We start from the raw sequence: 12,739 nt of genomic DNA, 5'->3' as shown, positions 1-12,739 counted from the left end.
TTGATCGGTCAGCTATTTGTTCCTATTTAGTTTTATTAGATTCCGCACGGTTGAAGAGCAAGCAAAATGATGAATTCCCCCGCCACCGAGATTGAAAACAAAATTAAAGCCGTTCAAGACAGGAGATATGCCTGTCCGGGATTGTTTCGCATGCCCTTAGCCAATGACGGCGGCATTTGCCGGATAAAGCTTCCACTCGGTTGTGTGACAAGCGACCAATTGAATGGTTTGGCTGATGCTGTAGATGCTTTTTCAACCGGTTTTATCGAGCTTACGACGAGAGCAAATCTTCAAATTCGGGCTGTTGAAAAAAATAATGAGCAAAAGCTGATCGACAAACTGCTTAAGCTCGGCCTTGGTCCCTTAACGCCGGAAGGAGATGATATTCGCAATGTCATGGTTGCGCCAACTGCCGGCATAGATGTGGATATGTCATGCGACACAACAAAATTGGGAAAAGAACTTCTGGAAATGTTGCAACTTGAAAAAGAGTTTGCGGTTCTGTCTCCCAAATTTTCTTTTCTGATTAATGGCGGAGAAACTACCCGCGTTCTCGACCACATTGCCGATATATGGCTCTCTGCCCTACCCGATGGTAAAACTTATAATTTCGGTTTTGCTTCATCCGCTCTTGATAATCAAAAACAGAATTCCAATGCCGTTGGAAATATCAGCGCTTGTCACGCTTTGGAATTTATCCGCTCTGCACTCGAAGCATTCATTGCCGTGGCCAGAGCCAATCCGTCAATCAGCCGGATGAAACATCTCTGTTCCGGTTCCACATTCAAGGCGTTTTTAACCGATCTATCCAATCACTTTGGCGGTGAAATTTCCAAACCTGTGTTTTCAATCAACAGAAACAACGCCAAATCGTCACTCGCCGGAATTTTCCCCCAAAAGCAGGAAGGGTGTTTTTACGTCGGAGCGCGGCCGGAACTTGGCCGCCTGACATCTGGCGCATTGCGCGAAATTGCTAAACTTGGCGAAAAACGGAATATCGCCACACCGGTGCGCCTTACCCACCATCAAGGAATAATTATATCCGATTGTTCCAAGACGGAAGCCGAATCTGTAAAAAATGAACTTTCGCGAATAGGCCTTGCGACAGATGAAAACAGTCCGGCACTCTATGTTTATTGTTGCGCCGGTGCGCCATTTTGCCGTTCCGCACTGTCAGACGTTCAGCGCGATGGAAAATATCTTGTCGATCATCTCTCATCTTCGCAAAACGCTTCTATACATTTAACTGCGTGCCCGAAATCATGCGTAGCAACGGTCGCTTTTCCCTTTACGTTACTGGCTGTCAAAGATGGCGTTTACAATCTCTATCGGGCAGATTCGGGGCAGAAAACCAAATTCGGAAAACTTTTATTCGAGAATGCGGGCATATCCGATATTGTGCGCTATATAGAACAATCGAAAAACGAAACACAAAATAAAAAGGCGCAGGTGAATGCTTGATTACATCAAAGACGGTCAGGAAATATATAATCGTTCTTTTGCAACGATCCGTTCGGAAGCGGATCTTAGCACTGTACCGGCCGATCTTGAAAAAGTGGTTGTCCGCGTCATCCATGCCTGCGGCATGATTGATATTGTCAAGGATATGGCATTTTCAGACCATGCCGGCACTATCGGCAGAACAGCACTTGATGGTGGTGCTGCAATATTATGCGATGCTAAAATGGTTGCCGAAGGCGTTACAAGAAAACGCTTGCCGGCGAATAATCGTGTGATCTGCACACTTGACGACGAGACTGTGCCTGCTCACGCGAAGGAAATTCACAATACGCGCTCGGCCGCTGCGGTCGAGCTTTGGAAACCTTATCTGTCAAATGCTGTGGTGGTTATCGGAAACGCACCGACCGCGCTCTTCCATCTTCTTAACTTGATTGAACAAGGCTTTGATAAACCGAAGTTAATTATTGGTTGTCCAGTAGGGTTTGTAGGTGCAAAAGAATCGAAAATAGCATTGTCGACGAACAAATTTTCTATTCCCTATATTGTTGTTCATGGAAGGCGCGGCGGTAGTGCTATGGCTGCTGCTGCAATCAATGCTTTGGCGAGTGAACGCGAATGAGCGATCAAAAAGCAAAGCTTGTCGGTGTTGGCATTGGTCCCGGCGATCCTGAACTTATCACTGTCAAAGGTGTGAAGGCCATACAGTCGGCCGATGTCATCGTCTATCACGAAACAGATTCGCATAATAGCAACGCACTCAAAATAGCAAGTCGCTGGATTTCTCCCTCGGCAATCCTTCAACCACTGACTTATCCGGTAACCATACAATCGGATAGCAATTCTGATGACTATAAGGAAAAGCTGAACGATTTTTATAAGAAATCAGAACAACTTATTGAAACCTTTTTAAAAAATGGAAAAATCGTTGTTGTTTTAGCCGAAGGCGACCCACTTTTTTATAGCTCTTTCATGTATATTTATGACCGGCTTGGGAAAAGCTATAAAACAGAAATCATTGCGGGTATTTCATCTGTTTTCGGTGCAGCATCGGTTCTTCAGGTACCATTATGCTACCGCAATCAAAGTTTCACCGTCTTGTCCGGTGTTCTCGAAAAACAACAGCTTATTGAGCGCCTCAAAAACGGCGATGCTTTTGCCATTTTGAAAGTCGGTCGCAATGTCGAAAAAATTCGACAAGCGCTCGCAGAAACAGGATTGATCGAACGTGCTCTATACATTGAACGGGCTACAATGGAGAACCAAAAAATCATTCCGCTTAAGGAAGTTGATAGTGAACAGGCGCCATATTTTTCGCTTATCTTGATACCGGGGCAATCGCATCAGAAAAAAGGTTGATATTATTGTTTAATTATTCTTCCCAACATATTGCGATATTTGTTTTTTCTGACTTCTCTTCTCAACACGCAATGGCGATAGGCGAAGGTTTCAGGAACGCCACAATTTATCGGACAAGTCGCGTTAAACATAGCGTATTTGTGCTTACAGAAAATATCTCCGATGAAATCAGGCACGCATTCAAGTCCGGTCGGCCGATTGTCGCATTCTGCGCCTGCGGAATCGTTATTCGCATTCTCGCCCCGCTATTGAAGGACAAATTCGATGAACCACCGGTTTTGTGTATTGCCGAGGATGGTTCGTCCATTGTACCGCTTTTGGGAGGGAACGCCGGAGCCAACGAACTCGCCGGTGAATTGGCTGATATTCTTCACGGACACGCGGCAATTACCACAAGTGGATATTTGCGTTTCGGGTTAAATCTGCTTTTGCCTCCTGCCGATCTCGAACTTGTCAATAAAGAAGACGCTGCAAGTTTCATTTCATCGCTTTTAAACGGACAAAAAGTCGCGTTGGTCGGGGACCATCAATGGTTTCATACCGGTTCGCTGCCTCTGGTCAATGATGCACCATTAAAAATCGTCATTGATGACGTGAATAAAGAACAGAATGGCTCCCCGACAAAATTGGTTTACCGGAAACGGGAAGAACATGTCTCTTTACCAGCGCAAGAGCGTGGAGTGCTTACAATCGTCGGCATTGGATCGGGAAGCCCCGAAGGCATAACTCTTTCTGCACGGAATGCCTTGAAAGAAGCGACCGACGTGTTCGGCTATGAATATTATTTAAAATTGGCCGCTCCGTTTCTGACAAACCAGATTGTCCACGCAAGCGACAACCGCGAGGAATTGGCACGGGCAAAAGCCGCACTTGATCGTGCAGCAACAGGCAAAAAAATTGCGATGATCTCATCGGGAGACCCCGGAATATTTGCAATGGCTGCTGCCGTTTTTGAAACATTGGACCAACATTATTCACCGCTCTGGAATAATGTCGACGTGAGAGTAGAACCGGGCATTACTGCCGCACAATCCGCTGCAGCACGTTTTGGAGCACCACTTGGACATGATTTTGCGGTTATTTCGCTGTCGGATAATCTCAAACCATGGAAGATTATAGAAAAACGGATTATTTCAGCAATAGAAGCCGATCTGGTTCTTGCTCTTTATAATCCTGTCTCGCGGGCGCGCCCTACAAAAATAATGGATGTCATCGACATGCTTAAAGCACATTGCGGGGCGGAAAGATTAATCATGATTGGCACCGATATTGGCCGAAGTGGCGAGCAAACGTCGATTACGACGCTCGCCAATGTAAACGTTCAAGATATAACAAGCCGTTCTGTTGTCATTATCGGTTCAAGTCAGACACGAAAATTTACACAATCCGGTAAGACGTGGAGTTATACTCCTCGATCATATCCCATCCCGAAGGAATAAACAGGCTTAATTTAGTAGAGAGATTGTCCGGAAGAAGCTGTTGCTTGCGACCGCTTTTTATTACCGGACGACACGTTGGTTGCAGAAGTGGCTTTCCGCGTGGTTTTAACGACCGTGTTTTCGGTACGACTAGGTGAAACTGTCTTGGCTGATGCTGCTTGTGCTTCTGCTGCTATCTGGTCAGCACTTTTCGGAGATGTATCTATAACCGATTTCACGACACCTCCTGCACTGACAGTGCAGACCGCGTCACGTAAATCGACTTTCAAGATTACTTGTGTCGAGCCATCGCCGGGTTTGCGAGAATCAACCGCTTTGATAACCCGTGTTGGTAAAAAGTATTTATTTGCCGCGCTGTTGATACATGCTTGTGCAAGATCGGGTGCAACGCTCCGTGCCGACGAGGTGAATGACGGAAATTTCGGCGCCGGATTGCTTGCTATAGGGGTAACCAAAGCATTTGTTGAAGCCGTCGATTTTGTCGTCGAGGTTGTAGTACATCCCGATACAGCGATTGCTAAACCGGCAACAATAAGAAATGATTTCGGGAAAACGCTTGACATACGAACACCTCAGCTTGCGAACACTTCAGCTTGACCAATCGACAACGCTCGCAAAGTTATCGAATTATAATGCCCTTTAACGATTTTTTCTGCCCGCGTCACCACTATAATGAAAAACCATTGTCATCTGATTGTGAAGTGTGTCGGAAGTACCACAATACCTTCATTCTGACATTCGTTTTTCCACGCTTTGACTTCGCGCCCGTTAATAACGAGATCCGGAGCTATTTCATTTAACGGCTCCAACACAAATGCCCTTTTCGTCATCAACGGATGGGGAATATCCAGAGTTTCAGAGTGATAATGGTCGATATTTTCATATGCGAGCACGTCAATATCGAGCGTTCTCGGACCCCATTTGACTTCTCTTAGCCGTCCATATTTTTTTTCAAGATTCAGACAAAATTGCAAAAGCTCTTCCGGAGAGAGGCCGGTCTCGATCTCGCAACAGACATTGACGAATTGATTCTGGTCGGTTTTTCCCCAAGGAGGTGTGCGGTAATAGGAAGAAACCGCTTTTAACCGGATAGCCGGTGCATGCGCCATATCTTCCAGGGCATTGCCAAGTGTTTTGATAACATCTCCGATATTACCGCCAAGTCCGAGCCACGCCCTCTTCCAACCGTTATCTCGAAGCTCTTCCGCTTTCGGCTTGTTCATCAGCGTTAATCGCTCTCTTCAACATTCAATAAAGCATCAACAATTGCCAATGCATCCTTATTATCTGTCACATTATGCACCCGAAAAAGTGAAAAACCGGCCTGCCGTAACAGAACCGAAGTTGCAGCGGTTGCAATGTCGCGCATTTTCGGATTTTCGTAGCCTGTTATTGTTCCGAGAAACCTTTTTCGGGAAGTAGCCGCCAATAACGGAAAACCGAACATCCGGAGTTCGGCGGCGCGCTGAAGTAATGCGAGATTATCGTGATAATTCTTACCGAAGCCAAATCCCGGATCAAGCACGATCGAATTGTCCGGAATTCCGGCCTTCGTGGCTATTTCCAATGATTTATCGAAAAAGAATTTCTGGTCTTCGATCATATCTGGAAGCGGAACGCGTTCGCGCGAATTGTGCATGATGATGATACCGGCCTGCTCTTCGGCAATTATTTCTGCCATCTCCGGATCTTTCTGCAACCCCCATATATCGTTGATTATATGTGCTCCCGCTTTCAAGGCAAGGCGCGCCGTTTCGGCGTGATAGGTATCGATTGACAACAGCCCTTTACCCTGCCCGCTCAAACTCTCTACAACAGGTAAAACACGTCTCTGTTCATCATCGCAGCCTATCTCGCCAAATCCCGGTCGGGTGGATTCCCCCCCGACATCTATAATCATGGCTCCGTCATGCAACATTTTATCAGCGTGACGAATAGCATCTTCAAACGAATTGTGTTCGCCACCATCCGAAAATGAATCCGGCGTTACATTCAAAATCCCCATCAATACAGATTTTGTACCAAGGAAAATAGTTTTATTATGTCCAATAGCCCAGCTACTTTGCATGTCGTATTTTGCTTGCTTTAAATTTATCCGATTTTGTAGATGCTTTTTTAGCATATTCATGTAAATGTCTAGAACAACTTACGACGTTTAACGACAGAGATTAAAATGTTCAAAAAAACTTTTGGTATTTTAACTGCTACATGTATTTTCTTGATACCGTCCTGTTTGACGGCCAATGCGGCCAGAATTTATAAAACTGTCAGCTACTACACTTTATCGGGCACAACCCCTGAACAATTGGATAAAGGACTGGCACATAAAGGCCCCTATCTGAAAAGCACAGGCAGCCATCATCCGGGTGCTACGACAATTTCGTTTGATCCACGCTTGAAACTGGTTCAGGACGGGCGTTATTGCAAGGTTGCTTCTGTCAGTGTCGATGTGCACGCAAAAATGTCTCTGCCACGCTGGAAGCAACGCAGAACCACCAAGTCAATCGAAATGGCACTCGTCTGGGACACTTTGTCCCGCGATATTCAGCGTCACGAAGAAAGCCACATTGTCATTGCGCGGGCCCATGCCTCGCAAATCGAAAGAGCGGTAAAAAGTTTACCCTACAGAACCGATTGCAATCTCTTGAAAGAAGACATTGAAAAAACAACCTATAAAATATTGGCAAACCACGAAAATGCGCAAAAGGAATTTGATCGGGCTGAAGCAGTAAACTTTGAACATCGTTTCATAAATTTGCTCGTTGCAAGGTTGCAGAAACTCGAACAATCGAGAAAATAATTCTCACCCCTGTCGTTCCGGAATATAAACAACAAGACCGTCCAGACTTTCGTCAAGAGTTATCTGGCATGAAAGTCTGGAATTTTCACGTCTGTCATAAGCAAAATCGAGCATATCATCTTCCATCGGGTTCGGGTCTCCGACGCGTGACAACCAGTTCTCATCTATATAAACGTGGCATGTTGCACATGAACACGCTCCGCCACATTCAGCAACGATTCCGGGAACATTATTTCCCAATGCTGCCTCCATCAATGTCAAACCTGACGGGCTATCCACAACAAATTGCTGTTGTTCACGCGTGTTTACGAAACATATCTGTACCAAACCAATCACCCTATCTCATTGTTTCTTCGGATTTTTTTACCGAATTTTCGAGTCTTGACGAAGTTCCGTTAACTTTATCTTAAAACTTTTCAAACTTTAGCCAAGAACGTATTCCTTTCTAATTCCTTAAAGGTTAGGATAGGCAAGCTTTATTGAAAGTACCACCGTCTTTCAATGTGTATAGAGTAAAGAGGCTAAGATGGCACGCAGAACCAAGGCAGAAAAGATTGATGTCGAAGTAGAAGAAGCACTTGAACAGGCTTTAGACTTCAACTTCGATAATGCCCCGACAAAAGACAATGCTGCCCAATCAAACAACGGGCTCATAGATCTTGATGACCTTGCCGAGCAGATAGCGCAAGCGACAGAAGAACTTGCCGCCGAAAGTGCGCCGTCTGCGAAACGCAACGGTCCGGCGGGACCGGCTGTTGACGAATCTGTGGCAGAAAGCCTTTTCGGAAAAAAACCGGTGCGCGAATCAACTGGTGGTACGGTTCACGACACACTGATCGCCAATCAGCCTCGCCCTGCCAATGACGACCTCAATCTTGTCGCCGTTCGTGGAACCTATACCAACAAACCATCGCGCATTTATTGGAGCACAACAGCTTTAAGTGCACTTTGGGCAGCCGGTGGTGCTTACGTTGCAAATACATTGGCACCGGCGGGACTTGCCGCATTTGCTACCACTCCTGTCGGTCTTGCGGTGGCTGCGGGAACGGCAGTGCCTATTTTGATGTTCTGGGGATTTGCACAATTATCGAAACGTTCGAGCGAACTCAAGAATATTGCGGCCGCGGTCAGCGACGCTGCATTACGACTAAGCCATCCGCAATCGACAGAGGAACATGCTGTTTCGTTAGGCAAGACGATCCGTCAGGAAGTCGCCGCTATGAACGAAGGCATCGAACGGACGTTGTCGCGTGCGGTAGAACTGGAAGCACTTATTCAGGGTGAAGTACAAAACCTTGAACGCGCTTATACAGAAAACGAATCACGCATTCATAATCTTATCAGTGAATTGAGCACAGAACGCGAGGCGATTCTTGGCCATGCCGATCGTGTACAATCAACCATTCGCGGAACGCAAAACGAGCTGGGCAAGGAATTTGGCCTCATTACCTCCAACATTTCCGCCAATGTTGAAAACGTCACAAAAACACTGACAAAATCACTCCAGCAACAGGGAGAAGATCTCGTTGCACGCCTTGCCGAAGTCGGCGAAGGTGTCAGTGGTGAACTTGCCGAAAAGTTCCGTCAGACTGCCGAGGAATTGCAAAAACAGAATTCCGAACTCTACAATAATTTAGAGCAAAGCGTGAATAACGCGACCGAACGGCTTGAATCCAACAGTGCGAAAATATCGTCAAGTTTCAATCAGGGGGCCGAGCAAGCAGAACAGCGAGCCGAAGAACTCGGACAGCGGATGCAAGCTGCAACCGAACGCGTATTATCCACGTTTGACGAAAGAATATCCAAGCTGGGCAGCCATGCAAACACATTGTCGGCCGAATTTGACAATGCAACAACAGCAGCTATCGCAGCATTTGAAAAACGCTTGTCCGACGTCGACAAATCGTTGGACGAACGAGGCAACACGATAATCGATTCATTTATTAAACGCGCTCAAGAGCTTGAAGAAAACACCGAGAAGCTTGGCGGAGTACTCGATTCACGTGCGTCAGAAATAAATGAAACACTTAAAGCCCGTGCCATTGATATTGCCAATGCGTTCACATCCGGTCGTAATGATTTTCTCACGACTGTTGATGACGGCAAAAAAATACTTGCCGACCAAATAGCCGGTTTGGACATTTCGCTTGGCGATATGCTCAAGAACCGCGCCGAAGCGTTCAAATCACAGATCGCCGAAGGTCGTGAACTCATCACCGAAATGCTGGGTGGCGAAACAGATAAGCTTTCTGCGATTGTAAAAGGCCAGATCGACGTGCTTTCACAACATGTAACCGGTATTGAAGAAGTTATGGTTAAAAATGTTGAAATGCTCGACAAACGTTCGCAGGGCTATGTCGAGGGTATTGAACAACGCACCGGAGCACTACAAGCGGCTATCGAAAAAAGTTTTGAGACAGCCAACGAATTGCTGGATACGCAAACGCGCAATATCGACACCAGAGCTGATGCTTTGAGGGATTCCCTCACCGTCAACAGCTCTGCGCTCAATGAAGTTCTGGCCGATCAAGCGCGTGTACTTGAGGAACGCATTGATTACATCAAGGATGTCATTGCAAAAGGTGATGCAACTTTTAACGAAACCGTCGGCAATCAGGTTTTGAAAGTTCAGGATGCTATTAGCAGCAATAGTGAATCGTTGAAATCTACGTTCACAAATCATCTGGATACTTTGAAAAATCACACCGAAATGCTCGAAAAAGCATTGGCTGTTTCCAATGATTCATTGTTGGCATCCGTCGACGAGCGTATCGGTTCTATGAATAAAAGCCTGACAACCAGCTCCAATACGATAACCGAACGCGCCAGAGAGTTGGAAAACAGCCTTACCACCACCTTGGGCGAAGTCACCCGTTCGTTGGAAGTCCAAAGCAATTTGCTGGGGCAAAGGTCCGATGAACTGAAAAACATTGTGACCGAGAACAATGAAGGCATTACACGTTCATTCTCCGAACAGACGGCGATCCTCGACGAACGCACCCAGACCATGCAAAAAGCATTGGAAGTCGGCGTTCATAATGTCAAAACAACTTTGGAAGATTCTGCTGTCTCTCTCGCGGGAGATTTGCGTGACAATATAGCGGCCGCATCGGAAGTTTTCAGTAATGAAGCTAAAAAGGCTGCCGAGTTGATTTCCCAGTCGAGCGGTAGTCTCGTTACGAATTTGTCGAGCCAAACAGACAAGGCACATTCCTTGCTGACAGAGGCCAATGACAAACTTGTCAATAGCCTTGGAGAGGCAACACAAAAAGCTTCAGACGTTCTTTCGGCGGCCGGTAACGGATTGACAACGTCAATCGCCGAAGAGACTGAAAAAACCCGCAACGTCATCGAAAATTCAAATGAAACATTAAAAGTTTCACTCACCGAAGTGACAGACAAGGCTTCTGCCATGCTCTCCCAATCGGGTAATCAGGTACTTTCCTCTTTCAATGACGAAGCGGCAAAACTCCAATCTACGCTTACCAATATGAGTGATGGTATTCTTTCGACATTGAATAGCGAGACAGATAAGGTTCATTCGAGAATTTCCGACATCAGTCAGGAATTTGTCTCGTCCTTTGCCGATGTTGCAGTAAAAGCCGAGGGCGTTCTCACTGCTTCAGGGCAACGTGCTGTATCCAGTCTTACAGAACAGTCGGATAATGTTGGCAAGGCACTTGCCGAAGCCGGAGATAATATTCTCTCTTCACTCGATTCCAGAATTAATGAAGCAGCAAGCCGTTTCAACGAAGCCGGACAGACATTGACAACAACTTTAGATACGGAAATGTCTCGCGCTGAAGGGATTATCAACCAGCAAGCCGAGCGTTTTAACTCTGTCATCGAAGCTTCAGCCCAGTCCATCGAACAGTCGTTGTCGGAACGTTCTAATATGCTGAACGAAACGATGCAGCAATTGCAGAATAATATCGGTTATCAATTGAATAGCGTTGGCGAAAACGTCAACAATGTATTCGCCAGTGCTTCGAGCCAAATTGCCGGTAATGTTCAGCAACTGGCAAGCGTTGCAGAAAATCTCGGTCAGACAGCTCAGCAAGCCACACAATCAATCGGTAATATGGCCACGCAGTTTAACGACCAACTCAGCTCGGCGACACAAGAAACCGAGCAACGCATGCAGGCGCAGAACGACGCATTACTGAATGCACTGGCACAACGTACGTCGGAAACGCTACAGGCTGTTTCGGGTGCAAAAGATGACTTCCTTGGCAATGTATCCGGTCTACTGGCGCAAATGGATCAATCTGCGCAGAATATCGGTGCCAATGCTAATTCGTTGATCGCTTCAATCCAGAACATTGACGGTCAACTCAGTGAAACGGCAAATGCGTTCTATCAAAACAGCAACCAGATTGCCGAGAATATCAACAATTCCAGCCAGATGCTCAGCAATAATTTCGAGCTTCTGCAAGGCTTGTCAGGCAATACTCTCGAACAAATCAACCAGATGTCGCAGAATATCGATCAACATGCCGGTGTTCTCAGTCAGGCAGTTCAAATGCTTGAACAATCCCAGTCGTCGTTCAGCGGCACAGTTGAAGAGAAGCAGAATGCTTTGGCTCAATTGAGCAATGCATTGATGGCAAAGTCGGAAGAAATCAGTCAAGTTATCGCCCATTATGAAGAAGCAATCGGGGCAGCATTGAAAGAAACCGACCAAAGCACACGCGATTCAGCATTCAGACTGCAACAGAGTCTCAATGAAATGGTGGTCGTTGCTTCTTCAAAATTCTCCAATGCGACTGATGAAATTCGTCACGCCACCCAATCAATCAAGGACGAACTTGAAAAGACAAGCGACAGTTTGAATAATACGATTCGTCAACTGCCGGTACAAACGAGGGAATCTGCAGACCAGATGCGTCACGCGGTAACCGACCAGATCAATGCGTTGCAAGAACTTTCGGTATTGATGCAGCAAACCGCACAAAGCAATAATTTTTCGCGCCCTGCCTCTTCCAGCGCGAATTTAAGGACTGCGGCTCCGTCTTTTGACGAAAAGCCTCGTACAATGCCGATGTTCAAGCAGAATTTCGCTGCAAAGCCGGCTCCTGCTGCTGCAAAGGTAACGACAACACCTCCGGCGAGAGATGGGTGGGTTTCAAACCTGCTGGCTCGCGCATCACGTGGAGATGAACCCGATGTCGCAACACTGACCAAAGTCGAGCAGCCCCGCCCTGCCGATCATGTGATTGAATCGCTGAATTCGCTTTCTGTCGATATTGTCCGCGCGATAGATCATAATGCAGCAGTTCAGCTTTGGGATCATTATCGTCGCGGTCAACGGAACATCTATACACAACGTCTCTACACTTTAAGTGGTCAGAAGACATTCGAGAAAATTCGCCAAAAATATCTCGTTGACAGTGAGTTCCGCCGTTCGGTCAATCAATACATTGCCGATTTTGAAAAATTGTTACGTGATGTTTCGAGAGAAACCGGCGATCGGGAAACAATACGTAAATATCTGACTTCGGATACAGGCAAGGTTTATACAATGCTTGCCCATGCAAGTGGACGCATCCAGTAAGTTGAAAAGAGGGGAGCCTTAGGCTCCCTTTTTTGTCTTAGACAGATCGGGTTAACAATATCGCTTGAACGTTATTCTTGAAGCCGAGAACCGGAATCTTGATTAATTCGGCACGATCTACCGCTTTTT

The 12,739-nt window shown here is 46.3% G+C and carries 9 protein-coding genes and 1 pseudogene; 6 read left to right on the top strand and 4 right to left on the bottom strand.

The genetic code is table 11. From position 1 onward, the window contains the following. The first annotated feature begins 66 nt into the window (after positions 1 to 66). The 4 genes from cobG (at position 67) to cobJ (ending at position 4,256) form a co-directional block, all read left to right on the top strand. Entirely contained in the window at positions 67 to 1,461 is a 1,395-nt protein-coding gene (gene cobG / locus BBC0122_RS05520; protein ID WP_077992027.1) for a precorrin-3B synthase, read from the top strand. Then, complete coding sequence (locus tag BBC0122_RS05515; RefSeq protein WP_077992025.1) at positions 1,454 to 2,080, top strand: precorrin-8X methylmutase; 627 nt, start codon at positions 1,454 to 1,456, stop codon at positions 2,078 to 2,080. Before cobG ends, BBC0122_RS05515 begins: the two co-directional genes overlap by 8 nt. Next, entirely contained in the window at positions 2,077 to 2,817 is a 741-nt protein-coding gene (locus tag BBC0122_RS05510) for a precorrin-2 C(20)-methyltransferase (RefSeq protein ID WP_077992024.1), read from the top strand. Before BBC0122_RS05515 ends, BBC0122_RS05510 begins: the two co-directional genes overlap by 4 nt. A gap of 140 nt (positions 2,818 to 2,957) precedes the next feature. After that, positions 2,958 to 4,256, top strand: coding sequence for a precorrin-3B C(17)-methyltransferase (gene cobJ, locus BBC0122_RS05505; RefSeq protein WP_225868157.1), 1,299 nt, complete (start codon positions 2,958 to 2,960; stop codon positions 4,254 to 4,256). A 104-nt stretch (positions 4,257 to 4,360) separates the two neighbouring features. Here cobJ and BBC0122_RS13355 read toward each other — a convergent pair. The 3 genes and pseudogenes from BBC0122_RS13355 to folP form a co-directional block, all read right to left on the bottom strand. Further along, positions 4,361 to 4,819 (bottom strand): annotated as a pseudogene (locus BBC0122_RS13355) (hypothetical protein); the annotation flags it as partial. A gap of 123 nt (positions 4,820 to 4,942) precedes the next feature. Further along, on the bottom strand, positions 4,943 to 5,479 hold the full coding sequence (folK, locus tag BBC0122_RS05495) for a 2-amino-4-hydroxy-6-hydroxymethyldihydropteridine diphosphokinase (protein WP_077992022.1): 537 nt from the start codon (positions 5,477 to 5,479) through the stop codon (positions 4,943 to 4,945). A gap of 5 nt (positions 5,480 to 5,484) precedes the next feature. Then, entirely contained in the window at positions 5,485 to 6,324 is an 840-nt protein-coding gene (gene folP, locus BBC0122_RS05490) for a dihydropteroate synthase (RefSeq protein ID WP_077992021.1), read from the bottom strand. Positions 6,325 to 6,429: 105 nt separating this feature from the next. On the opposite strand from folP, the gene BBC0122_RS05485 reads away from it, so the two are divergent. Further along, the gene (locus BBC0122_RS05485) at positions 6,430 to 7,056 is read left to right on the top strand and encodes a DUF922 domain-containing Zn-dependent protease (protein WP_077992019.1); all 627 of its coding nucleotides are present in this window, start codon (positions 6,430 to 6,432) and stop codon (positions 7,054 to 7,056) included. A gap of 3 nt (positions 7,057 to 7,059) precedes the next feature. Here BBC0122_RS05485 and BBC0122_RS05480 read toward each other — a convergent pair whose 3' ends face one another. After that, the gene (locus tag BBC0122_RS05480) at positions 7,060 to 7,383 is read right to left on the bottom strand and encodes a 2Fe-2S iron-sulfur cluster-binding protein (RefSeq protein WP_077994525.1); all 324 of its coding nucleotides are present in this window, start codon (positions 7,381 to 7,383) and stop codon (positions 7,060 to 7,062) included. Positions 7,384 to 7,582: 199 nt separating this feature from the next. Here BBC0122_RS05480 and BBC0122_RS05475 point away from each other — a divergent pair, with 199 nt between their 5' ends. After that, the gene (locus BBC0122_RS05475) at positions 7,583 to 12,610 is read left to right on the top strand and encodes an apolipoprotein A-IV repeat region-like domain-containing protein (RefSeq protein WP_077992018.1); all 5,028 of its coding nucleotides are present in this window, start codon (positions 7,583 to 7,585) and stop codon (positions 12,608 to 12,610) included. The last annotated feature ends 129 nt before the right edge of the window (positions 12,611 to 12,739 follow it).

Origin of the sequence: Ditibartonella choladocola (genome assembly GCF_002007565.1) — a bacterium.
GTDB lineage: Bacteria > Pseudomonadota > Alphaproteobacteria > Rhizobiales > Rhizobiaceae > Bartonella > Bartonella choladocola.
The sequence above is the reverse complement of the archived record's forward strand: the minus strand, read 5'-3'. Positions and strand labels throughout refer to the sequence as shown.